The sequence below is a fragment of the Promicromonospora noduliphila genome, from assembly GCF_056951025.1.
The window spans coordinates 124528-147714 of the sequence record NZ_CM167806.1; the positions used below are offsets into that span (position 1 = coordinate 124528).

Consider the following 23187-nt stretch of genomic DNA (forward strand, 5'->3'; position numbering starts at 1 on the left):
GGCCGCCTCGATTTTCCGTGGCGGGCGGCTCCGGCGCGGGTCCACCCTGTTCGCATGGACGCACCAGAGCACGGCACAGGCCAGCGTGACGCGGGCGAGCGTGACGCCGCGGAGTCAGAGACGACTCGGTGGACGCAGTCGACCGTCTACCCCGACATGTGGGTCGACCCGGACGACGATCCGCGGGAGACCGACGCCCCGCTCGTCGACGAGCGGAGCATGCTGCTCGACTACCTCCGCTACTACCGGCTCACCCTGGAGCTGAAGTGCGCGGACCTCGACGCCGAGCAGCTCGCCCGCCGGTCCGCGCCGCCGTCCACCATGTCCCTGCTCGGGCTGGTGCGGCACCTGGCGGCGGGGGAGCGGCACCTGCGCCGAGTGATGGCCGGCGAGGACGCGCCCGAGCTGTACCGCACCGACGACGACCGCGACGGTGACTGGACCGGCGCCGTGGCCGACCCGGCGGTCGTCGACGACGCCTGGCGGCGGTGGCGCGAAGAGGTGGCCGCGACCGACCGGTACCTGGACGGCGTCGCCGACCTCGGCACGTGGAACGCCGGTGCCTCCGACTTCGGCCCGGATGGCGCGGACCTCCAGCTCCGGGAGGCCATTATGGGACAGATCGTGGAGTACGCGCGGCACTGCGGCCACGCCGACCTCTTGCGAGAGCGGATCGACGGCCGCGTGGGCCAGTGATCACCTCGCCTCGCGCAGCAGGGCGAGCTGGAGGTCTACGGCCGCGGTGATTCGTGGTGCGTCGTCGGTCGCGAGCAGGTCGAGCAGGGCGCCGCGCAGCACGGCCAGGGCCAGGGTGCGACGTCGCATCCCCTCGGCACTGTTCCGCTCGGCCGCGGGCTGGTGCTCGGCCAGCACGGCGAGCCAGTCGTCCACGGTGGCGCGGGCGAACCCCGCCCAGGGCCCGTCGGGCTCGACCAGCGAGCGGGTGTAGGCCTCGGCCCACAACCGCAGCAGCGGGCGGTGGTCGTCGTCGGCCAGCCAGGCCCAGACCTGCTCGACCGCTCGGGCCAGACCGGGCGGGGCGCCGTCCTCGGTCTGGCGGAGGCGGTCCAGGATGGCGAGCTCGTCGGCCCGGGCCCTGCTCAGCAGGGCCTTGATCAGCCCGTCCTTGCTCCTCCACAGGAACAGCAGCACCCGAGGGCTCGAGCCGATGGCGGTGGCCAACGGGCGGAGCGAGAGGTCGGCCAGGCCGTGGGCCAGCGCGTACCGGTACGCCGCCTCCAGCAGCTCGACCTGGCGCGCGGACTGGGTCGCCTCCGCGGGGGCCGGCTCGGTGTGGGTTGTCTCCGCCTCGGGCATGTGGCTAGCCTACTGGTACTGAAACGATCGTGTCAGTGGAGCCATCGGGAGGAACTCGTGCACGAGCAGGACCACCGGCGCGGCGTCGTGGTGCGCGATGCGGACCAGCCCGGCGACCTGGGCTGGATGGTGAAGGCGCACGGCGAGCTGTACCACCGCGAGTTCGGCTGGAACGGCGAGTTCGAGGCTATGGTCGCCCGGATCGTCGCCGACTACGCGACCGCCCACGATCCGGCTACCGAGGCGGCCTGGGTCGCCGAGGTGGAGGGCGAGCGCGCCGGCTGCATCAGCCTCGTGGCCGGCGACGAGCCGGGCATGGCCAAGCTCCGGATCCTCCTGGTCACGCCGGAGGCCCGCGGTCGGGGTATCGGCGGCCGGCTTGTGGGCGAGTGCCTGGCGTTCGCGCGCAAGGCCGGGTACGAGCGCGTCACCCTGTGGACGGTCGACGTCCTGGCCTCCGCCCGCAGGATCTACGAGAGCTTCGGCTTCACCCTCGCCGAGCAGGAGCAGCGCCACAGCTTCGGCCACGACCTGGTGGGCCAGACCTGGGTCCTCGACCTGGACCGGGTGGTTCGGAGCCGTCAGCCGCTGTAGTGCTCGTGTGCTGTGGAGTGCTCGCGCCGTTTGTCGTGCTCGCGCCGCCGTCGAGGGTCTTCTAGCCTGGCGGCATGGCCGCGACCGGCACGCGTGAGATCGCAGTCCTCCCCGCCAACGAGGCGTCGTGGGAGGACCTCCAGGCGGTGTTCGGGGAGCGCGGAGTGCCGCAGTGGTGCCAGTGCCAGTGGTTCAAGTTCCCCAACGCGGAGTTCGACGCCCTGGACGGCCCGGCGCGGCAGGAGCGGCTCGCGGCGCAGACCGGGTGTGGTGACCCGGCGGCGCCGTCGACCAGCGGGCTCGTGGCCTATCTGGACGGCGACCCGGTCGGATGGTGCGCGGTGGAGCCGCGGACCGCCTATCCGCGGCTGCGGACGTCCCGGCTCGTCTGGGCCGGCCGGGACGAGGACCGCGACGACCCGTCGGTGTGGTCCGTGACCTGCTTCGTCACGCGGAAGGGCTACCGGCGCCAGGGGATCAGCACCGAGCTCGCGCGGGCCGCGCTCGGCTTCGCCCGGGACCGCGGCGCGACGGCGGTCGAGGGCTACCCGCTGCTGCCGCGTGCCGACGGGCGGGTGTCGAGCGGCGACCTCTTCGTCGGGACCGTCGGCATGTTCGAGTCCGCGGGATTCGTCGAGGTCAGCCGTCCGACGGAGCGGCGTGCGGTGATGCGGGCCGAGCTTTGATCTCCTCCACGAACCGTTCGCTGGGTGCCGCACTGATGCCATGCGCTGCCGTCACTCGCCCTACGTGTCGTACTCCAGACCGTCCCACGGTGCGTAGTACGCGATGAAGTCGCCCGGCTCGATGTTGATGAAGTAGGTGCCGTCGTCGTACTGCTCGACGTTCCAACCGAAGGTGACGCCGTCGACCTCCTGGGTGAACGGCTCCACCTCGATGGGCTCCAGGACATAGTCGCCCAGCTCGGCCAGCCGGGCGGCGACGAGGTCCTTCGCGCCGGCGCGCCCGGCCTGACCAAAGGGAAGCCCGCCAGGGCGGGGGACCGCGTCGACCCGGACCTCATCGAAGGTGTCGTCCTTGTTCCACAGGAACACTCCGACATACGCGGAGTCGTCAGCGAACAGCTCCTCGCTGAGGAAGAACTTGCGGCCGTCCTCGGCGGTACCGGCGTAGGGCACGTGGTAGTCGTCGGGCACGATGGTGAAGCGTTCGGGTGCTCGTTCCACATTGGCTCCTTCACACCTGCATGTCGACGAACCGCTGGTAGTGCCCCTGGAACGCCACCGTGATCACGTCGGTCGGACCGTTGCGGTGTTTGGCCACGATGAGGTCCGCCTCGCCGGCGCGCGGTGACTCCTTCTCGTAGGCGTCCTCGCGGTGCAAGAGCACCACGACGTCCGCATCCTGCTCGATAGACCCAGACTCGCGCAGATCCGACATCTGCGGCTTCTTGTCACCACGTTGTTCAGGACCACGGTTGAGCTGCGAGATCGCGATGACCGGCACCTCAAGCTCCTTCGCGAGCAGCTTGAGCGCACGCGAGAACTCGGAGACCTCCTGCTGACGCGACTCGACGCGTTTGCCCGAGGTCATGAGCTGGAGGTAGTCGATCACGACCAGCTTGAGGTCGTGCCGCTGCTTGAGGCGCCGGCACTTGGCGCGGATCTCCATCAGCGACATGTTCGGCGAGTCGTCGATGAACAGCGGGGCGTCCGAGACCTTGCCCATGGTGGCGGCCAGCTTCTGCCAGTCGCCGTCGTCCATGTGGCCGCTACGCATCTTGGTCAGCGGCACGCGAGCCTCGGCGGCGAGCATGCGCATGACGATCTCGTTGCGGCTCATCTCCAGCGAGAAGATGACCGACGCCATGTTGTGGTGAATAGCCGCATGAGAAGCGACATTTATGCCCAAAACGGACTTGCCCACAGCTGGCCTGGCCGCCACGACCACCATCTGGCCCGCATGCAGGCCGTTGGTCAGGCGGTCGAAGTCCGAGTACCCCGTCGGCACGCCGGTGAGTCCCTCGCCGCGGCCCTGTGCGGCGTCGATCTCGTCGAACGTCGGCCCGATGATGTCGGCCAGCGGCAGGTAGTCCTCGGACGCACGGCGTTCCGTCACCGCGTAGACCTCGGCCTGCGCGTTGTTGACGACGTCGTCCACCTCGCCGCCGTCGGTCGCGTAGCCCATCTGCACGATGCGCGTGCCCGCCTCCACGAGGCGGCGCATGATGGCGCGCTCGCGCACGATGCGGGCGTAGTACCCGGCGTTCGCCGCCGTCGGCACGCCCGCCATGAGGTCGTGGATGTACGGCGCGCCGCCGACGCGCGCGTGCTCACCGCGGCGCTGGAGCTCGGCGACCACCGTGATGGCGTCGGCCGGCTCGCCGCGGCCGTAGAGGTCGATGATCGCGTCGTAGATGGCCTCGTGCGCCGGCCGGTAGAAGTCGTTGCCGCGGATCTGCTCGATCACGTCGGCGATCGCGTCCTTGGAGAGCAGCATGCCGCCCAGCACGCTCATCTCGGCGGCGATGTCCTGCGGTGGTGTTCGGTCGAAGCCCGAGCTTCCCCCGGAATAACTCGACTCGAGCTCCTCGATCGACATCCGCACCTCCAGCCCTTCCTCGTTCACGCCGCCGGGCGCACGCCGCACGTGCGCTCTCCCGACGTCCTGCACCTGTTCTACTCCCCGCCACTGACACTCCCGGGACGCCGGCCTCGACACGCCCTTGTGTCGCGCGCGGCCGACCCGCGGGTTATCGGACCAGCAGGCAAGTTCCGCTGACGCTAAGCCTCTGTGCATGCGAGCGCAACGAGACCTGTGGACGGGTCTGTGCACATCCATGTGGAAAGGTGGCCCAGGGCTGTGCACAGCGGGTGGACAACCCTGTCCCCAGTTGTGGATAACCCCTGTGTAAAACATCGCCACACAGCGTGACCTGCGTTGACGTAACCCCCAGCCTGTGGAGGAAAGAAAGTTGGGCGAGTCCCGCCACACCCCGGATTCCCCGCGGTCCATCGACCGGGAGATCCTCGCCCTCGCGGTACCCGCCCTCGGAGCGCTGGTCGCCGAGCCCGTGTTCGTGCTCGTGGACAGCGCCGTCGTGGGCCATCTCGGCACCGCCCAGCTCGCCGGCCTGTCCCTCGCCAGCAACGTGCTGCTCACGCTCGTCGGGCTGTGCGTCTTCCTCGCGTACACGACGACGGCGTCGGTGGCCCGGCTCACGGGCGCGGGCAAGGAGCGGGAGGCGCTGCAGTCGGGCATCGACCGGATCTGGCTGGCGGTCGGGATCGGCGTGGTGCTCGCCGTCGCGCTGCTGCTCACCGCGCCGCCGACCGTCGCAGCCCTGGGTGCGCGCGGCGACGTCGCCCAGCAGGCCGTCACCTACCTGCGGTGGTCCGCGCCGGGTCTGGTCGGGATGCTCGTGGTCCAGGCCGCGACGGGCGTGCTGCGCGGACTGCGCGACACGCGCACGCCGCTGGTCGTGGCCGCCGCCGGCGCGCTGCTCAACACCGTGCTGAACGTCGCGCTCGTGTACGGGGCGGGCATGGGCATCGCGGGATCCGGCCTCGGGACGGCCGTCACCCAGCTCCTCATGGCTGTCGTGCTCGGCGTGATCGTGGTGCGCGGCGCCCGCGCCCGCGGCGCGAGCCTGCGCCCGCACCGGGCCGGCATCCTGTCCGGCGCCCGGGCCGGTGTGCCGCTCGTGGTGCGCACCCTCAGCCTGCGCGCCGCGATCCTGCTCACCGTGGTCGTCGCGACCGACCTCGGCGCCGTCGCTCTCGCGGGGCACCAGGTGGTGAGCTCGCTGTGGGGTCTGGCGGCCTTCGCGCTCGACGCGCTCGCCATCGCCGCACAGGCCCTGGTGGGGCACGGGCTCGGCGCGGGCGACGTCGCGCACGTGCGCTCGGTGCTGGCCCGCTGCCTGCGGTGGGGCGTCGGGGCGGGAGCCGTGATCGGCGTGGTGCTCGCGGCGGCCGGCTGGTGGATCGCCCCCCTCTTCTCGCCCGACCCCGGCGTGCGCGTCGCCGTCGCGCTCGGCATCGCCGTCTGCGGCCTGCTCATGCCCATGGCGGGCTGGGTCTTCGTGCTCGACGGCGTCCTCATCGGTGCGGGCGACGGCCGCTACCTCGCCTGGGCCGGCATGGCGACGCTCGTGGTCTACCTCCCGTTCGCGCTCGCGGTGTCCGCCTGGGCGCCCGACGGCGCACCCGGGCTCGCCTGGCTCTGGCTCGCGTTCGCCGGCGTGTTCATGGCCGCCCGCGCCGTGACGACCGGCTGGCGCGCGCGAGGCGACCGGTGGCTGGTGACCGGGGCGTGAGTACGAGCCGCTACGTCCACACCTTGAGCCGGTAGCCGACGCCGCGCACCGACGCGACCTCGACGTCGCGCACGGGTGCCAGCCGCTTGCGCAGCCGCTTCACCGCCGAGGTCACCGGGTCGGAGTCACCGAGGTACGGGAGCCGCCACACACGCGCGGTGAGCTCTGCGAACGACCACACCCGTCCTGCCTCGAGGGCGAGCGTCGCGAGCAGGTCGAACTCCCGCGCCGACAGGTAGACGCGCCGGCCGAGCGCCGTCACCTCGCGGCCGGCCAGGTCCACGAGCAACGGCCCGGCGACCAGCGGGTCGAGAGCGGGCGGCGCGACCATGGGGATCGGGCCCGTGACGGCGGGGATCGCCCCCGTGACGGCGGGAACCGGGCCCGTGACGGCAGGCACCGAACCCGTGACGGGGTGCGCGGTGTCGCCCAGGGCGCCGCCCGAAGCGGGTCGCGGCGCCGGGATGGTCGCGTGCATCACGGGTACGAACTCGCCAGGGGTGCGCACCGAGGCACCGGTGACGTTGTCGCCGTCGGGCAGACGGTCGGTGGGGCGCTCCAGGCGCCTGCCGTAGGCCGTCCCGGGGTTCTCGAACCGCTCGGCCGGCGTACCGCGGCCCTGCCAGGGCAGGCCGACGGGGTACCGCGACGCGGTGGGGTTGGCGAGGACGGCACGGGCGCCGTCCGCGTCCGGGGTGGCCAGCACCGTGGCCTGGCCGCGCAGGAGCCGGGCGATCTCGATGATCTGGTCCGAGGGGAGGCCCACGCAGACGACGAGGCCGGGCGTGGAACCTGGTGCGGGGTCGAGTGTCATGTGCGTCACCCTCAGTCGGTCGGCCGTTCAGGGTGCGTCCCGGGATGAAATCTGGGCAGCGGGCGTCAGTTTGCTCCCGGGGCGTACCGTTTGGGTCAATTTTTCGTTACCTGCCCGTTGCGCGGTAGAAATGACACATTCCCGCCTGGATGACACTTTTACGCCAGTCCGGTAGGTGTAGCGGGTGAATTCTCCCCGCCAGGGCGGGTGAAATGTGGCCGGAATCGTTGACAAGGGCAATCGGCGCTCTTTCGACCCTGTTTTGACCGGGAAATGACCCATGCCTGACCGTGAACGAACCTTGTCGGTCTGACCTGCGCAAACGACGGTTGGGGCGGCCCACGACCGTGGGCCGTCCACGCGCACCCGCGTCTGTCGGTGCGCCGGGTAGTGGAGGGTTCATGCACCGTCGAACTGCTCTCGCACAACGCGCGACGACCGCCACAGCGGTTCTCGCGCTTGTCGCGACATCAGCGCTGAGCGTCGCTCCGGCGTTCGCAGCAACATCCCCGACAACAGCCGCCACCACGACGACGGGCGTCGCCGCCGACCCCGACGACAAGTTCACCAGCTTCGCCAAGGAGATGCTGACCGAGCGCAAGACCGCCGACTTCTGGGTCGAGCTGGCCGACGAGGCGGACCTGACCGACGCCCGGGGCATCACCAACTGGGACGAGCGCGGCCAGTACGTCTACGACGCCCTCACGAGCACCGCCGAGGAGTCCCAGGCGAGCCTGATCAAGGAGCTGAAGGCGGCCGATGCCGACTTCGAGAGCTTCTGGATCAGCAACCGGATCCTCGTCGAGGACGGCACCCTCGAGCTCGCGACCGACCTCGCGGCGAGCAGCGAGGTCAAGCGGATCAGCGAGACCGTGCAGCTCGACCTGGTCGAGCCGGTCAAGCGCACCCCGGTCGGCGACAAGGGGACGCAGGCCGTGGAGTGGGGCCTTGACGCCATCAACGCCCCGGAGGTCTGGGAGCAGGGCTACACCGGTGAGGGCATCACCGTGTCGAACATCGACACCGGCGCCCAGTACGACCACCCGGCCCTCGCCGACAAGTACCGCGGCCTGCAGTCCGACGGCACGGTCGTGAACGACTACAACTGGCAGGACACGTCCGGTTCCGCCGAACTGCCGTTCGACAACGACGGCCACGGCACGCACACCATGGGCACCATGGTCGGCGACGACGGCGCGGGCAACCAGATCGGCGTCGCCCCCGGCGCCGAGTGGATCGCGACGAACGGCTGCGACAGCTGCTCGGACGTCGCCCTGCTGGAGTCGGGGCAGTGGATCGTCGCCCCGACGCGTACCGACGGCTCCGACCCCGACCCGTCGATGCGGCCCAACATCGTCAACAACTCGTGGGGCTACACCGCGGCCGGCTACATCGACGACTGGTACACCGACACCACCGACGCCTGGGAGGCCGCCGGCATCTTCGGCACCTGGTCCGCCGGCAACTCGGGCCCGTCCTGCCAGACGACGTCGTCGCCGGGCGCCAACTCCGGCTCGTACTCGGTCGGCGCCTTCGACTCCTCCGGTGCCATCGCGTCGTTCTCGTCGCGCGGCGCGGGCGAGGACGGCATGATCAAGCCCGACATCGCGGCCCCCGGCGTGAACGTGCGCTCGTCGATCCCCGGCGACGGCTACGCCGCCTACAACGGCACGTCCATGGCCGCCCCGCACCTCGCGGGCGCCATCGCGCTGCTGTGGAGCGCCGCCCCCGCGCTGATCGGTGACATCGAGGGCACCAAGGCGCTGCTCGACCAGACCGCCGTCGACACGGACAACACGTCCTGCGGCGGCACCGCCGAGAACAACAACGTGTGGGGCGAAGGCAAGCTCGACGTCGCCGCGCTCATCGACGCTGCCCCGATCGGTGCCACCGGGTACGTGACCGGCACCGTGACCGACGCCGACGGCGCCCCGATCGCCGGGGCGGACGTCACCGTCGACGGCGAGCGGGACCGCACCGTCAGCACCGGCACCGACGGCACCTTCTCCGCACGCGTCGCCACCGGCGACTACACGGTGTCGGCGTCGGCCTTCGGGTTCCTCGCCTCGACGCCGGTCGCTGCGACCGTCACCGAGGACGGCACGGTCGACGTGCCGATCACGCTGCAGGCGGCGCCGTCGCACCCCGTGACGGGCACGGTCACCTTCGCCGGGTCCGGCGACCCGGTCGCCGGCGTGCCGGTCAGCCTCGGCAGCCACTTCGAGGACGTCACCACCGGCGCGGACGGCACCTTCGCCTTCGCTGACGTGCCGGAGGGCACCTACACGCTCACCGTGGAGACGGGCGGCTGCGCCGCCCCGTACGAGGGCGACGTCGTGGTCGACGGCGCGGAGGACGTGCCCGTCGAGATCACCGCCGTCACCGACGACTTCGGCTACTCCTGCGCGACGTCGACCGGTGACTACCTGCAGGGCGACACCGAGCTCCCGCTCACCGGGGACGACGTGCAGACGTCGCTCGACCTGCCCTTCGAGTTCCCCTACTACGGCGTCGGCTACGACTCCGCGTTCGTCACGTCCAACGGTCACGTGAACTTCCTGGCCGGCACCACGTCGTACGCGAACGGGCCGATCCCCGGCACCGCGGTGCCCAACGCCGCCCTGTTCCCGTTCTGGGACGACCTGGTCCTCGACGCCAGCGCGGGCCTGTACACGGGCACCACGACGGTCGACGGCGAGGAGGCGTTCGTCGTCGAGTGGCGCAACGTGCGCAAGTACAGCCCGACGACCGACCGGCTGAGCTTCTCGGTCACGCTCGTCGCCGACGGCACCGTGATCTTCGGCTACGACGACGTCACGGACACCGACACCGCCAAGGGCAGCTCTGCGTCGATCGGCATCGAGAACGAGACCGGCACGACCGGCCTGCAGTACTCGTACAACACCCCGGCGATCACCACCGGTTCCACGATCACCTACACCGCCCCGGTGCTCTCGTTCCTCGAGGGCTCGGTGACCGACCTGAACACCGGGGAGCCGGTCCAGGGCGCCACCGTGACGGCCACGGCGGGCGACGTCACCCGCACGGCCACCACCGGCGCTGACGGCACGTACTCGGCCATCGCCCTGCCGGGCGAGTACACGGTCGACATCACGGCCCCCGACTACGAGCCGGAGTCGGGCAGCGTGACCCTCGCGCCCGACGGCACCAGCACGTTCGACGCGGCGCTCGCGGCGGGCCTGCTCACCGTCAGCACCGAGTCGGTCAGCACGACCATCCCGCTGGGCAGCTCGGCGACCAAGCGGTTCACCGTGAAGAACGAGGGTTCAGCGCCGGCCGCCGTCGAGATGACGGGGACCGGTGGTGGCTTCGACATGATGGGCATGGACGGCGCCGCCGTCATCCAGCACACCCAGGGCGAGGCCACCGTGGCCGAGTCGGTGAAGCCGTCGGCCAAGGCGGGCTCGTCGCTCGGTGGCTCGGGCTCGCGGTTCCAGGCCGCAGGCAAGGGCACCGCGGGCAAGAGCGTGACGCCGGAGTCCATCCCGGTCCGGCCGGACGCCACCACCATCACCCACTCGGCGTCGCAGGAGGTCACGGCGCTCAACTCGGCCTCGTGCGGCAGCATCGCCGGGACCACGGAGAACCACTTCCTGCGGACGTTCACGCTGAGCGACTTCGGCATCGACGACGACTTCGAGGTCTCGGAGGTGTCCTTCGGTGTCGAGGAGGCCACGGCCCAGACCCTGACCGTCAACCTCTACACGCTGGACGGCGCGCTCACCTTCGCCAACCTGACCCCGATCGGCACGGCGGAGGAGAGTATCCCGGCGTCGTCCCTGACGATGGTCTCGGTGCCCGTGACGGGTGAGGTGCCCGCGGGCGCCACGCTCGTGGTCGAGGTCGTCTCGCCCAACCAGCAGTCGAACGGCGGTGTGTTCTACATCGGGTCCAACAGCGCGGGCCAGACCGCGCCGTCGTACCTCGCCGCCGCCGACTGCGGGATCGCGGAGCCGGCGACCACCGACTCGATCGGCTGGCCCGACATGCACATCGTCATGAACGTGTCCGGTGACACGGCGGGCGGCGGCATGGAGTGGCTGACCGTGAGCCCGACCGAGTTCACGCTCCAGCCGGGCCAGAGCAAGACGATCACGGCCACCATGAGCGGTGTGGTGGCACAGCCCGGCACGTTCACCGGCTCGCTCCTGGCGAGCGCCGAGACGCCCTACGACACCCCGGCGGTCGACCTGAGCATGACCGTCAAGCCGCCGTCGAGCTGGGGCAAGCTCTCCGGCACGGTGGGTGGTTTCACGCCGGACGGCGTGGTCTCGCTCGGTGACTCGGTGGTGCAGATCAACGCGAGGTACTCGGCGGTCACCCTGGTCACCGGGGCGGACGGCGTGTACGAGTACTGGTTCGACAAGTCGGAGCGGACGGCGCAGATCATCGCGACCGCCAACGGGTACGTCCCCGAGGTCGGCTCCGCCAAGGTGACGGCGGGCACGAACGTCGTGACCGACTTCGAGCTGGACCCGATCGAGTAGTCAGGACTGGCGCGGGCTTGATTCGCGCCGTGTGATCGGTAAAAGGTCACGTGATCGGTAGCTCAGACTGCCGATCACGTGACCTTTTGCCCATCATGCGCCGGTGCGCGTCAGCGCTCCACCTCACCGCGGATGAAAGCCTCCAGCTGGGCACGGCCCGCGGTGTCCTCCATCTGCACGGGCGGGGACTTCATGAAGTACGTGGCCGCCGAGAGGATGGGGCCGCCGACGCCGCGGTCCTTCGCGATCTTGGCCGCGCGTACGGCGTCGATGATGATGCCCGCCGAGTTGGGGGAGTCCCACACCTCGAGCTTGTACTCCAGGTTGAGCGGCACCTCGCCGAACGCGCGGCCCTCGAGGCGGACGTACGCCCACTTGCGGTCGTCCAGCCAGGCCACGTAGTCCGACGGGCCGATGTGCACGTTCCGGTCCTCCTTCTTTCCGGCCAAGGGGCCGGAGAGGTTGGACGTCACGGCCTGCGTCTTGGAGAGCTTCTTCGACTCCAGCCGGTCACGCTGCAGCATGTTCTTGAAGTCCATGTTGCCGCCCACGTTGAGCTGGTAGGTGCGGTCCAGGACGACGCCGCGCTCCTCGAACAGCTTGGCCAGCACGCGGTGGGTGATGGTGGCGCCGACCTGCGACTTGATGTCGTCGCCGACGATCGGCACGCCCGCCTCCTCGAACTTCGCCGCCCACTTCGGGTCGGACGCGATGAAGACGGGCAGGGCGTTCACGAACGCGACGCCCGCGTCGATGGCGCACTGCGCGTAGAACTTGGCGGCTTCCTCCGAGCCCACCGGCAGGTAGCAGACGAGCACGTCGACCCGGGCCCCGCGCAGCGCGGCCACGACGTCGACGACGTCCTTCGTGGACTCGTCGATGGTCTGGCGGTAGTAGTCGCCGAGCCCGTCGAGGGTGGGGCCGCGCTGGACGGTCACGCCGGTCGGCGGGACGTCCGCGATCTTGATCGTGTTGTTCTCGGAGGCGGTGATGGCCTCGGCCAGGTCGAAGCCGACCTTCTTCGCGTCCACGTCGAACGCTGCGACGAACTCGAGGTCCGACACGTGGTAGTCGCCGAACCGGACGTGCATGAGGCCGGGGACGCTGCCCGCCGGATCGGCGTCACGGTAGTAGTGCACGCCCTGGACCAGGGACGAGGCGCAGTTGCCTACGCCGACGATGCCCACGCGGATGGAGGTCATCCTCGCTCCTTCTCTCTCTGTTCTTGCTGCGACAAGCGGTTCTGCGCTGTTGCGCGTCCCCGCTCGGTGGAGATGAGGCTGTCGAGCCAGTGCACCTCGCGCTCGACCTTCTCGAGCCCGAACCGCCGGAGCTCGAGCGCGTACTCGTCAAGCCGCGAGCGCGGGTGCGTGGTCGACTCCCGGAACGCCTCCAGACGCTCGGTGAGCCGGGTGCGCCGGCCTTCGAGGACCCGGAGGCGGGTCGCGGCGTCGGTCTGTGCGAAGAGCGCGAACCGCACGTCGAAGTTGTCGTCCTCCCAGGCCGCTGGACCGGCGGTGGCCAGAACGGACTGGAGGTGCTCCTTGCCCTCCGCGGTCAGCTCGTAGACCACACGACGGCGTCCGAGGGGCTTGGGCTTGGTGGTTCTGCCGGGGATCCCGGACTTCGTTCTCCGAGCTGACGGCGATGGTGGCTCGCCCTCGGTCGTGGCGATCAGGCCCCGGGTGACCAGGCCGCGCAGGGCCGGGTAGAGCGTGCCGTAGGAGAGGGCACGGAACGAGCCGAGCACGAGGTTGAGGCGCTTGCGGAGCTCGTACCCGTGCAGTGGCGACTCGTTGAGCAGGCCGAGGACGGCGGTCTCCAGCACCTCCGACCGACTGCGCACGGCAACTCCCTCCGCGGTCCGCACCGGTTGCCCGGGCGGATCAGTCACATACGATGTATCGAGTCGATACATCGTGAGGATAAGCACGCCCGACCGCGGTCCGCAATCCGGAGCCCGGACGCCGTCGTCCAGGCCCAGACGTGGACGAAATGTGAAGCAGGGGCAGACGGAGTGCGCTGACCCTGGGTGAAATGTCCGAGACGGGCCGGTCAGCGACGATCGGGCTACTAGGGCCGATGACAGATCCCCTATGGTTTCGGTTGGTCCGCAGTGGTGGGTGCGTCGGCCGCCCACCGGCGGGCCCCGAGTCCGAACCGAGGAAGAGGCCGTTGTGTCGAACTGGAGTCCCCCTCCGATCTGGCCGCAGACGCCCCGACGTCGGCAGGCGATCTGGAACTATCCCCGGCCCTACCGCACGGGGCTCCGCGCCTGGATCCCGTCGTGGCGGTTCATCGTGGGTGCCCTGCTGACGGGCACCTCGCTCGTGACGGGGGTGGTCATCGCCGCCTGGGTGGGCACGACGGTGCCGGACGACCTGGAGACGGTGACCTTCGAGACCACGACGGTGTACTACTCGGACGGCAAGCCGCTCGGGAAGTTCGCCGCCGAGAACCGCACCATCGTGTCCCTCGCCGACCTGCCGCCGCACGTGACCCAGGCGATCATCGCGTCGGAGGACCAGGACTTCCGGTCCCACATCGGCATCAACCCGGTGGCGATCGGGCGGGCGATCATCAACAACCTCAGCGGCGGCGCCCAGCAGGGTGCGTCGACCCTGACCCAGCAGTACGTCGAGAACTACTACGTCGGCGTCGGCGACACCACGTACGCGGACGAGTTCCGCGAGGCGATCCTGGCGCTCAAGGTGACGCAGGAGCAGTCCAAGGACCAGGTGCTCGAGGGCTACATCAACACCATCTACCTCGGCCGGGGTGCCTACGGTGTCGAGGCCGCGTCGCAGGCGTACTTCGGGCACTCGGCCAAGGAGATGACGATCTCCGAGTCGGCCTTCCTCGCCGGCATCATCCCGAACCCCACGTACTGGGACCCGCGGCAGGGCGAGGCGGCGCAGGCGCAGGCCGAGGCGCGCTGGAACCGCACGCTCGACTACATGGCGGAGATGGGCTTCATCTCCGCCCAGGACCGGGCCGCCGCGGAGTACCCGAAGCTCCAGAAGTACACCCAGGGCTCTGGCAACCCTCAGACCGCCTACCTGCTGGAGGAGGTGGCCAAGGAGCTCGCAGACCCGGACGGGGCGAACATCTCCGAGGGCCAGCTCACCACCGGCGGGTACTCCATCAAGACCACCATCGACCGCAAGATGCAGGCAGCGGCGGCCGAGACGATGAAGCTGCCGGAGGACGCCAACCCGAACGCCCGCGCGTCGCTCACCTCGATCGACCCGTCGTCGGGTGCGATCAGGGCGCTCTACGGCGGTCCGGACTACGGCGAGTACCCGACCAACGCGGCGACGCAGGACATCGCGCAGGCCGGCTCGACGTTCAAGCCGTTCACCCTGGTCGCGGCCCTGGAGAAGGGCATATCGCTGTACAAGACGTACGACGGTACGACGCCGCAGGAGATCGAGGGCTACACGCGGTGGAACGCGGAGACGGGCCAGGACGAGCAGGCCGTCCTGACCAACTTCGGCGCGCCGCCGTACGGTGACAGCTACCCGAACGTCAACCTGATCGACGCGACGGCCCACTCCGTGAACACCGCCTACGTGCACCTCAACAAGGAGGTGGACCCGTCGAGCACGACGGACGTCGCCGTCCGCGCGGGCATCCCGGAGACGGACGCGGCGGGCAACCAGGTGGTCACCTCCGACCTGTCGAACGTGCTGGGCACGGCGAGCGTGCACAACATCGACCTGGCGCACGCCTACTCCACCTTCGCGGCGCAGGGCATCCGCACCACCCCGCACCTGGTGACGGAGGTGCGTGACGGCGACACGCTGAACTACGAGTGGAGCGGAACCTCCGAGCAGGAGTTCGACGCCGACGTGATGGCCCAGGCGACCTACGCCTTGACCCAGGTCGTGCAGAAGGGGTCCGGCGAGCCCGCCTCGCACCTGGTCGGCCCGGACGGCTACACGCCGCGTCCGGTCGCCGGGAAGACCGGTACGTCGAACGAGAACAGGTCCGCCTGGTTCGCCGGGTACGTGCCGCAGCTCGCGACCGTCGTGGGGCTGTACCAGTACAACCGCGAGGCCCGCGACGGCAAGGGCGCGTACGAGCAGATCACGCCGTTCGGCGAGTGGGCGGACATGGGCCTCCAGGGCCTCACCGGTGGTACGTGGCCCGTCACGGCCTGGGCGGAGTACATGGGCAAGGCGACGGAGGGCATGGACGTCGAGGAGTTCCCCGAGTACGAGCCGCCGCCCCCGCCGCCGTCCCCCACGCCGACGCCGTCGCCGTCGAGCAGCCCGTCGGCGACGCCGGAGGAAGAGGAGACCGTGCTGGTGCCCAGCGGTCTGATCGGCCAGCAGTACGTGAACGTCGCGTCCGCGCTCGGCGGGGCCCAGCTCGTCCCGGAGCAGGTGGACGTGGACAGCGACGAGCCGGCGGGCACCGTGGTCTCGGTCGACCCGGGTGAGGGTACGGAGGTGCCGGTGAACTCGACGGTCCGGGTGGAGGTCTCGAACGGCTCCGGCGCCGAGGAGGAAGAGACCACCATGGTGCCCTGGGGCCTGACCAACCAGGAGCAGGGCTACGCGGAGGACCAGCTCGAGGCCGCCGATCTGGTCCCGGTGGTCCAGGAGGCGCCGTCGGACACGGTGCCGGAGGGCTCGGTCATCTCGGTCGACCCCGGTGAGGGGTCGGAGGTGCCGGTGGGCAGCGAGGTGACGCTGGTCGTCTCCACCGGGCCGGAGGGCGGCGGCGACCCGACCGACGATCCCTCCGACGGGGGCGGGATCTTCGGCTGACCAGGGTCTCGACGAGCCCGAACAATGACCGGGTGAAATACTTCACCCGGTCATTGTTCGGGGCCCGCGGACTTAGCGTGTCGGACACGGGGCGTACACAGAGAAACCTCGTTTGTGCTACTTGCCGCCAACATCGATCCTCTATCGTTTCGTCGGTTCAGTGTGATGGCTGGACCCCGAAACCAGGAACGAGGAAGACGTGGCTAACAGCAGCCCCTCCCCGATCTGGCCGCAGACTCCCCGGCGCCGGCGAACCATCTGGAACTACCCTCGGCCGAACCGCACGGGGATTCGCGCCTGGATCCCGTCGTGGCGTTTTGTCGTCGGTACCGCGCTGACCGGGCTCTCGCTCGCCGTCGGCGTGTTCACCGCCGGGTGGATCGGCTGGTCGGTGCCCGCCGAGCGCCCGGAGATCGGCCAGGAGAGCACGACCGTCTACTACGCGAACGGTCAGGTCATGGGCAAGTTCGCCGCGACCGACCGCACGATCCTGAAGCTCAAGCAGTTCCCCGAGCACGTGCCGGCGGCCGTCCTTGCCTCGGAGGACCAGAACTTCGAGAACCACATGGGCGTCGACCCGGTGGGCATCGTCCGCTCGCTGATCAACAACGTGACCGGCGGGGCGCAGCAGGGTGCCTCCACCCTGACGCAGCAGTACGTGGAGAACACGTACTTCCAGCCCGGCCAGTCGAGCTACGCGGACAAGTTCCGCGAGATCGTCCTCGCCCTCAAGGTGGAGCAGGAGAAGTCCAAGGACGAGATCCTCGAGGGCTACCTCAACAGCATCTACCTCGGCCGCGGCGCCTACGGCTTCGAGGCCGCCGCGAAGGCGTACTTCGACAAGACGGCGGCAGACCTGACCGTCTCCGAGACCGCGATGCTGGTGGGGATCATCCCGTCGCCGTCGTACTGGGACCCCCGGTTCGGCGAGGAGTCGCGGGCCATCGCGGAGGCCAGGTGGGCGCGCGTGCTGCGGAACATGGCCGAGACGGGGGCCATCACAGAGGAGGAGCGCGCTGCGGCCAAGTTCCCCGAGCCGGTCCAGTACCAGCCGGCGTCGCGCGCGGGCCAGGTGGGCTACCTGCTGGAGGAGGTCCGCAAGGAGCTCGCCGACGAGGGCATCGCGGAGGAGGACCTCATGACCCACGGTTATGAGATCCAGACCACGATCAACCCGAAGTGGCAGCAGGCGGCCGTCAAGACGGCGAAGAGCATCCCGTACAAGGGTGAGCACCCGGCATCGAAGCGCCTCGGCGTCTCCATCGTGTCCGTCGACCCGAAGGACGGCGCCATCCGCGCCCTGTACGGCGGCAAGGACTACGAGAAGATCCAGTTCAACGCGGCCACCGACGGCAGTGCACAGGGTGGCTCCACGTTCAAGCCGTTCACCCTGATCGCAGCGCTCGAGGCCGGGCACGAGCTCGAGGAGACCTATCTCGGCACCAGCCCGATGCAGATCCCGGGCTGGGTCGAGACGGTCGACGGCGTCGAGCAGGAGAAGGAGCTCACCAACTTCAACGACGAGTCGTTCGGCTACATCGACCTCGTGACGGCGACGGCGAACTCGGTGAACACCGTCTACGCGCAGCTCAACGAGGAGGTCGGGCCCAAGAAGGCGCAGGACGTCGCGATCCGGGCCGGGATCCCGGAGGAGGCCACGGGCTCGGACCTGTCCAACGTGCTCGGCACCTCGACCGTGCGTGCGATCGACCTGGCGGGGGCGTACGCGACCTTCGCCGCCCAGGGCACGCGGACCGATACGCACATGGTCACGTCGGTGACCAACGGCGACACGCTCATCTACGAGTGGGGCGGTGCGTCGCACCCCGGGGCCATCGACCCCGACGTGATGACCAAGGCCACCTACGCCATGCAGCAGGTGGTCAACGAGGGTTCCGCCACGACGGCGCAGGAGCTCGTCGGCCCGGACGGCGAGCAGCGCCCCGTCGCGGGCAAGACCGGTTCCACCAACGGGAACAGGTCGGCGTGGTTCGCCGGCTACATCCCGCAGCTCGCGACGGTGGTCGGCCTCTACCAGACCGACGAGCAGGGCAACCAGGCCTCGATCACGCCGTTCGGCGAGTGGGCGGACTACAGCATCACCGGTGGCACGTGGCCGGTGACGGCGTGGACCGAGTACATGAAGCTCGTGACCAAGGGCATGGAGGTCCAGGAGTTCCCGGAGTACGTGCCGCCGCTGCCGCCCGAGCCCTCCTACTCGCCCACCCCGACGCCGACGCCGACGAACACGCCCGAAGAAAAGGTGCTGGTCCCGTACGGCCTGACCGGGCAGCAGGTCGCCGCCGTCCTGGCGGCCCTTGCCGGTGTCGGACTGAACCCGGTCGTCGTCGAGGTCGAGAACGAGCTGGAGTCGGGGACCGTGGTCTCCGTGCAGCACGAGGGCCAGGAGGTGCAGCCCGGCTCGGACATCAGGGTCGAGGTATCGACCGGCCCGGCCGAGGAGGAGGTCACCTACGTGCCGGGCGGCCTGGTCGGCGGTGACCAGGGCAACGCCGAGCGGCAGCTCCGGGCAGCCGGGCTCGAGCCGGCCGTCCAGTACCAGTCCTCCGACGAGTACCCGGAGGGCACCGTCATGGACGTCAACCCGGACGAGGGTGCCGAGGTGCCCATGGGCAGTTCGGTGCAGGTGATCGTCTCGACCGGTCCGGAGCTCTTCCCGACCCCGAGCGGCGAACCGACGGGCGGGAACGGTAACGGCAACGGGAACGGGGGCGGCAGCCCGTAGCCCGATCCACGGCCGAGGGGCCGCCTCCTGCGGGAGGCGGCCCCTCGGCCGTGCTCGCCCGCTGGTTCGCCGGTCGGGGTCGGTCGGCGGGACGCGGGTCGGTCGCGGTCGGACGGCGGGACGCGGCCTGTGAGGCGGGTCTCGCCGGCTCGATTCCGCCGTCGCGCGTCGGGCGGGTACGCTTGACCCTTGCTGTGAACCCTCCTGTCACGGAACGACCGTGACCGCTGAGACCAGAGGAGGTGGGTAGACACATGCGTCAGTACGAACTGATGGTGATCCTGGACCCGGAGGTCGAGGAGCGCACCGTTGCCCCGTCGCTCGACAAGTACCTGTCGGTCATCACGACCGAGGGTGGCACCGTCGACAAGGTGGACATCTGGGGTCGCCGCCGTCTGGCGTTCGACATCTCGAAGAAGTCCGAGGGCATCTACGCCGTCGTCGACTTCACCGCGACGTCGGACACCGCCAAGGAGCTGGACCGTCAGCTCGGCCTCAACGAGGTCGTGCTCCGCACCAAGATCCTGCGCACGAGCGACAAGTGAGTCGTCGGAACTGAACCTCCTACGCCCGCGCGAGTGTCAGTGGTTCGTGGTTGCATTCACCGCGAACCCACGTACCGCGTACGGAACGTCGACTGAATCGAGGAATTGGCATGGCTGGTGAAACTGTCATCACAGTGATCGGGAACCTGACCGGAGACCCGGAGCTGCGCTTCACCCCCTCAGGTGCGGCGGTCGCCAACTTCACGGTGGCGTCGACCCCGCGGACCTTCGACCGCCAGAGCAACGAGTGGAAGGACGGGGAGACCCTGTTCATGCGCTGCTCGATCTGGCGCGAGGCCGCGGAGAGCGTCGCGGAGTCGCTGACCAAGGGCACGCGCGTCATCGCGCAGGGTCGCCTGGTCCAGCGCTCCTACGAGACCCGTGAGGGCGAGAAGCGCACTGTCGTCGAGCTGCAGGTGGACGAGATCGGTCCGTCCCTGCGCTATGCGACGGCCAAGGTCACCCGGTCCCAGCGGTCCGGTGGCGGTGGCTTCGGTGGCGGTGGCTTCAACGGTGGCGGCCAGCAGGGCGGCTCCGGCGGAGGCTTCAGTTCTTCCGGTGGCGGTCAGAGCAACGACGACCCGTGGGCCACGGCAGGCCCGGCGTCGTCCGGCGGCGCGTTCTCGGACGACCCGCCGTTCTGATCGGCACCACCCCGTTCATCTTTTGTGCTCGCACGGCCCGCCAGGCCGGGTGAGCAGCACCTGACGAAGGAGCAACACCATGGCGAAGCCTGTGGTGCGCAAGCCCAAGAAGAAGATCAACCCGCTGAAGTCCGCGAAGATCGCGAACATCGACTACAAGGACACGGCGCTGCTGCGCAAGTTCATCTCCGACCGCGGGAAGATCCGCGCTCGTCGTGTCACCGGCGTCTCCGTGCAGGAGCAGCGTCAGATCGCGAAGGCCGTGAAGAACGCCCGCGAGATGGCCCTGCTGCCGTACACGTCGACGGCTCGCTGAGGAAGGGATCGAGAACCATGGCAAAGCTGATCCTGACCCACGAGGTGACCGGCCTGGGCGAGCCCGGCGACGTGGTCGAGGTGAAGGACGGGTACGCCCGTAACTTCCTCATCCCGCGTTCGCTGGCGACGCCCTGGACCAAGGGCGCAGAGGCCGACATCAACGCGATCCGCAAGGCTCGCAAGACCCGCGAGATCGCCTCGCTGGACGAGGCGAAGGCCCTGGCCACCTCGCTGGCCGCGAAGCCGGTGGTCGTCGCGGCGAACGCCGGCCCCGGTGGTCGCCTGTTCGGTGCGGTGACCACTGCGGACATCGCCGGTGCGGTCGCCGCCGCCGGTGGCCCGTCCGTCGACAAGCGCAAGATCGAGATCGGTCAGTCCATCAAGACGACCGGCGACTTCACCGTGTCGATCCGCCTGCACCCCGAGGTGTCGGCCAAGATCGGCGTGAAGGTCGTCGCCGGCTGATCGCCAGCTCGCTGAGAGGCCCCGGATCCGCCCTGGATCCGGGGCTTTTCGCATGCCCGGTCGATGGCGGACGTGCTGGTCCGGAGATCGCACGTGCCGGTCGGGGGAGGGCGCTGACCGGGCAAGCAGACGTGCTGGGTGGGCGAAGGGAAACGTCAGCCGTTCGGCACGTGCGGACAGCCGAGCCGCGGCCCGCTGATCGTCTCGTCGGAAGTCCGCTTCGACCATGTGGTTACGCATGAAACCGCGCCCTGATCGATGCCCAATCGCATGATCGAAGCGGACCTGGTTACGGGCGCGGCAGCACCTCCGGCTCGTCCGCGAGCAGCACGTCCAGCGTCAGGGCCGCGGTCCAGGAGAACTGGCGGGTTCCGCGGCCCGCTCCCGTGTTCGGGTCCACGTACTCCGGGAAGCCCTCGCGTGCGGCGAGGGCGAACTGCTCGCGCAGGCGGGCGGCCAGGTCGTCGCGGCCCAGCGCCCGGACCGCGCGCAGGAGCAGCCACGACGTGTTGAACCACGCCGGTCCGCGCCAGTACAGCGCGGGGTCGAACGCCGGGTCGTCGCGTGAGGTGCTGGGCAGGAAAGGTCCGCCGCCGAGAAACCCCGGGCCCGTGAGCGTTGCCAGGAGGCGTTCGGCCCGTCCGGCCGCGGTGCCTGTTGCTGGCCCGACGTTTCTCTGAGCGGCCCCCATGACCGGGGCTGCAGGTCCGGTGAACGCCGGCACGTCCCGCCCGGTCCGCGTCTTGGCTGACGCTCGGACGCCGGCGAGCAGCAGCGGGACCAGCCCGTTCACGGTTGCCCGCCGGACGGGCTCACCGGTCGTGTCGTCCAGCGCCACGTACAGCCCGAGCTTCTCGTCCCACAAGTGTTCGTCGAGCGAGGCGACCACTCGTGCGGCGGTTGCCTCGTGCGCGCCGGTTCGGGCGGCCGACGGCGTCGTGCCGCCGACGTCGGGGCTCGCAGCGGGCGATCCGCCGCCGTCGCGCAGTCCGCTGTCGTCGCGCAGTCTGCTGCCGTGCGTGCTCCCGCGGTTATGCCGACCCTCGGCGCCGTGCTTGCCCTCGACGCCGTGCCCGCCCTCACCGTGGTGTGCGTCCGGAGCCTCCTGCCCGCTCCCGGCGTCGGCCAGCACCGCCGAGATCCGGGCCAGGGCCAGCTCCGAGACCGCCAGCACGGTCGCGAACAGCGGGCAGACCATGGCGAAGCCGACCGGGACGTCGTCGGCGCAGCCGGCGTCGCGGTAGGTTTCGGCGAGCCGGTAGTAGCGCCGGTAGTCGCGGCTGCCGGGCCGCTCACCGGCCCCGGCGTGCTGCAGGTCCGGTCGCCGGATCGCGGTGCGCGCCTCCGGCGGCACCCGGTCGAGCGCGGCGTCCCACAGCGGCGAGTTGTCCGTGCCGGTCTCCCACGGATGCTTCACCACCGGCAGGCCGACGGCGCCCGCGCGCCGGACGTGCAGGTACTCGTGCCAGCGGGCGAGCCGCGGATAGACCCACGCGAGGAATCCCTCCCGTGCGGAACCGGCCGGGTCCGCACAGTGCACCAGCCAGGCGGCCCAGGCGTGCATCGGCGGCTGGACCAGCCCGGATGTCGCCGGTCCGGATGTCGCCGGTCCGGATGTCGCCGGTCCGGATGTCGCCGGCCCAGACGGCGCCGGTCCGGATGTCGCCGGCCCGGACGTCGCCGGTCCAGATGCCGCCGACCCGGACGGCGCCAGTCCGGCCGTCGCCTGCTCGGCCGTCGCCTGCGCGCCTGTGCTCCCCCTGCTTGTGTCCAGCCTGACCGTGTCCGTCCCAGTGTCCGCCTCGGACATCGCCGCCCCAGCGTCCGCCCCACCCCCAGCAGTCCCCAGCCGCGCCGCCGTCGTCGGAGATCGCCAGAAGTCCGGCCCCGGTGCGTAGTCGTCGTCGCGCCCGGTGTCGTAGACGATCTGCGGCACTCGCCCGTCGGCCCACTGGGCGTCCAGCAACGCGACCAGCTCCGCCCGCGCCCGCGCCGGCTCGCGGTGCCGCGTGCCGATCGCGACGAACGCCGAGTCCCAGCTCCACTGGTGCGGGTACAGCCCGGTGGCCGGGACCGTGTGCCGGCCGGTCCAGTTGGTGTCCAGGACCCGGGCGGCGGCGTCGACGGCGCCGGCCCACACGTCTTCCCGCAAGTCCTTGTGCATCTTTCGACAATAGGCTAG

Annotated in this window: 18 protein-coding genes; 11 read left to right on the forward strand and 7 right to left on the reverse strand. The window is 70.2% G+C overall.

The genetic code is table 11. The annotated features are described in order from the left end of the window. Window positions 1–54: 54 nt before the first annotated feature. Window positions 55–696, forward strand: coding sequence for a DinB family protein (locus tag AC0QU1_RS00535; protein ID WP_483573718.1), 642 nt, complete (start codon window positions 55–57; stop codon window positions 694–696). Here AC0QU1_RS00535 and AC0QU1_RS00540 read toward each other — a convergent pair whose 3' ends face one another. Then, window positions 697–1317, reverse strand: a complete 621-nt coding sequence (locus AC0QU1_RS00540; RefSeq protein WP_483573719.1) for a TetR/AcrR family transcriptional regulator — start codon at window positions 1315–1317, stop codon at window positions 697–699. 57 nt (window positions 1318–1374) lie between these two features. Between AC0QU1_RS00540 and AC0QU1_RS00545 the strand changes: the two genes are divergently transcribed. Then, window positions 1375–1911 (forward strand): GNAT family N-acetyltransferase, encoded by a 537-nt coding sequence (locus AC0QU1_RS00545; RefSeq protein ID WP_483573720.1) that lies wholly within the window; start codon window positions 1375–1377, stop codon window positions 1909–1911. A 74-nt stretch (window positions 1912–1985) separates the two neighbouring features. Continuing rightward, window positions 1986–2597 (forward strand): GNAT family N-acetyltransferase, encoded by a 612-nt coding sequence (locus AC0QU1_RS00550; RefSeq protein WP_483573721.1) that lies wholly within the window; start codon window positions 1986–1988, stop codon window positions 2595–2597. A 60-nt stretch (window positions 2598–2657) separates the two neighbouring features. On the opposite strand, the gene AC0QU1_RS00555 is transcribed toward AC0QU1_RS00550, so the two are convergent. Both AC0QU1_RS00555 and dnaB read right to left on the reverse strand, forming a co-directional pair. Continuing rightward, window positions 2658–3098 carry a hypothetical protein gene (locus tag AC0QU1_RS00555; RefSeq protein WP_483573722.1) on the reverse strand — a complete coding sequence of 147 codons (441 nt, stop codon included), beginning with the start codon at window positions 3096–3098 and terminating at the stop codon, window positions 2658–2660. Between the two features lie 10 nt (window positions 3099–3108). After that, window positions 3109–4473 (reverse strand): replicative DNA helicase, encoded by a 1365-nt coding sequence (dnaB, locus tag AC0QU1_RS00560; RefSeq protein WP_483576601.1) that lies wholly within the window; start codon window positions 4471–4473, stop codon window positions 3109–3111. A 373-nt stretch (window positions 4474–4846) separates the two neighbouring features. On the opposite strand from dnaB, the gene AC0QU1_RS00565 reads away from it, so the two are divergent. After that, the gene (locus tag AC0QU1_RS00565; protein ID WP_483573723.1) at window positions 4847–6190 is read left to right on the forward strand and encodes an MATE family efflux transporter; all 1344 of its coding nucleotides are present in this window, start codon (window positions 4847–4849) and stop codon (window positions 6188–6190) included. Window positions 6191–6200: 10 nt separating this feature from the next. On the opposite strand, the gene AC0QU1_RS00570 is transcribed toward AC0QU1_RS00565, so the two are convergent. Continuing rightward, window positions 6201–7004, reverse strand: coding sequence for a winged helix-turn-helix domain-containing protein (locus tag AC0QU1_RS00570; protein ID WP_483573724.1), 804 nt, complete (start codon window positions 7002–7004; stop codon window positions 6201–6203). 401 nt (window positions 7005–7405) lie between these two features. Here AC0QU1_RS00570 and AC0QU1_RS00575 point away from each other — a divergent pair, with 401 nt between their 5' ends. After that, on the forward strand, window positions 7406–11512 hold the full coding sequence (locus AC0QU1_RS00575; protein ID WP_483573725.1) for a S8 family serine peptidase: 4107 nt from the start codon (window positions 7406–7408) through the stop codon (window positions 11510–11512). Window positions 11513–11622: 110 nt separating this feature from the next. Here AC0QU1_RS00575 and AC0QU1_RS00580 read toward each other — a convergent pair whose 3' ends face one another. After that, window positions 11623–12714, reverse strand: a complete 1092-nt coding sequence (locus AC0QU1_RS00580; protein ID WP_483573726.1) for an inositol-3-phosphate synthase — start codon at window positions 12712–12714, stop codon at window positions 11623–11625. Continuing rightward, window positions 12711–13358, reverse strand: a complete 648-nt coding sequence (locus tag AC0QU1_RS00585) for a PadR family transcriptional regulator (protein WP_483573727.1) — start codon at window positions 13356–13358, stop codon at window positions 12711–12713. Before AC0QU1_RS00585 ends, AC0QU1_RS00580 begins: the two co-directional genes overlap by 4 nt. Before the next feature lie 331 nt (window positions 13359–13689). On the opposite strand from AC0QU1_RS00585, the gene AC0QU1_RS00590 reads away from it, so the two are divergent. The 6 genes from AC0QU1_RS00590 to rplI all read left to right on the forward strand — a co-directional run bounded on the left by AC0QU1_RS00590 (window position 13690) and on the right by rplI (window position 21005). After that, window positions 13690–16287, forward strand: a complete 2598-nt coding sequence (locus tag AC0QU1_RS00590) for a transglycosylase domain-containing protein (RefSeq protein WP_483573728.1) — start codon at window positions 13690–13692, stop codon at window positions 16285–16287. A 199-nt stretch (window positions 16288–16486) separates the two neighbouring features. Beyond that, window positions 16487–19033: a transglycosylase domain-containing protein gene (locus AC0QU1_RS00595; RefSeq protein ID WP_483573729.1), complete on the forward strand. Its 2547-nt coding sequence runs from the start codon at window positions 16487–16489 to the stop codon at window positions 19031–19033. A gap of 254 nt (window positions 19034–19287) precedes the next feature. After that, on the forward strand, window positions 19288–19578 hold the full coding sequence (gene rpsF, locus AC0QU1_RS00600; protein WP_483573730.1) for a 30S ribosomal protein S6: 291 nt from the start codon (window positions 19288–19290) through the stop codon (window positions 19576–19578). Between the two features lie 110 nt (window positions 19579–19688). Next, window positions 19689–20222, forward strand: coding sequence for a single-stranded DNA-binding protein (locus AC0QU1_RS00605; protein WP_483573731.1), 534 nt, complete (start codon window positions 19689–19691; stop codon window positions 20220–20222). 79 nt (window positions 20223–20301) lie between these two features. Continuing rightward, complete coding sequence (rpsR, locus tag AC0QU1_RS00610) at window positions 20302–20538, forward strand: 30S ribosomal protein S18 (protein WP_020013532.1); 237 nt, start codon at window positions 20302–20304, stop codon at window positions 20536–20538. A gap of 17 nt (window positions 20539–20555) precedes the next feature. Then, window positions 20556–21005, forward strand: coding sequence for a 50S ribosomal protein L9 (gene rplI / locus AC0QU1_RS00615; RefSeq protein WP_483573732.1), 450 nt, complete (start codon window positions 20556–20558; stop codon window positions 21003–21005). Between the two features lie 289 nt (window positions 21006–21294). Here rplI and AC0QU1_RS00620 read toward each other — a convergent pair whose 3' ends face one another. Further along, complete coding sequence (locus AC0QU1_RS00620) at window positions 21295–23169, reverse strand: MGH1-like glycoside hydrolase domain-containing protein (RefSeq protein ID WP_483573733.1); 1875 nt, start codon at window positions 23167–23169, stop codon at window positions 21295–21297. Between the last annotated feature and the right edge of the window lie 18 nt (window positions 23170–23187).

Bases quoted from the DNA above. Each gene is read 5' to 3' on its own strand.
- AC0QU1_RS00535 (WP_483573718.1), top strand. From the start codon at position 55: ATGGACGCACCAGAGCACGGCACAGGCCAGCGTGACGCGGGCGAGCGT.
- dnaB (WP_483576601.1), bottom strand. From the start codon at position 4,473: ATGTCGATCGAGGAGCTCGAGTCGAGTTATTCCGGGGGAAGCTCGGGC.
- AC0QU1_RS00550 (WP_483573721.1), top strand. From the start codon at position 1,986: ATGGCCGCGACCGGCACGCGTGAGATCGCAGTCCTCCCCGCCAACGAG.
- AC0QU1_RS00570 (WP_483573724.1), bottom strand. From the start codon at position 7,004: ATGACACTCGACCCCGCACCAGGTTCCACGCCCGGCCTCGTCGTCTGC.
- rpsF (WP_483573730.1), top strand. From the start codon at position 19,288: ATGCGTCAGTACGAACTGATGGTGATCCTGGACCCGGAGGTCGAGGAG.
- AC0QU1_RS00620 (WP_483573733.1), bottom strand. From the start codon at position 23,169: ATGCACAAGGACTTGCGGGAAGACGTGTGGGCCGGCGCCGTCGACGCC.
- AC0QU1_RS00605 (WP_483573731.1), top strand. From the start codon at position 19,689: ATGGCTGGTGAAACTGTCATCACAGTGATCGGGAACCTGACCGGAGAC.
- rplI (WP_483573732.1), top strand. From the start codon at position 20,556: ATGGCAAAGCTGATCCTGACCCACGAGGTGACCGGCCTGGGCGAGCCC.
- AC0QU1_RS00540 (WP_483573719.1), bottom strand. From the start codon at position 1,317: ATGCCCGAGGCGGAGACAACCCACACCGAGCCGGCCCCCGCGGAGGCG.
- AC0QU1_RS00580 (WP_483573726.1), bottom strand. From the start codon at position 12,714: ATGACCTCCATCCGCGTGGGCATCGTCGGCGTAGGCAACTGCGCCTCG.
- AC0QU1_RS00575 (WP_483573725.1), top strand. From the start codon at position 7,406: ATGCACCGTCGAACTGCTCTCGCACAACGCGCGACGACCGCCACAGCG.
- rpsR (WP_020013532.1), top strand. From the start codon at position 20,302: ATGGCGAAGCCTGTGGTGCGCAAGCCCAAGAAGAAGATCAACCCGCTG.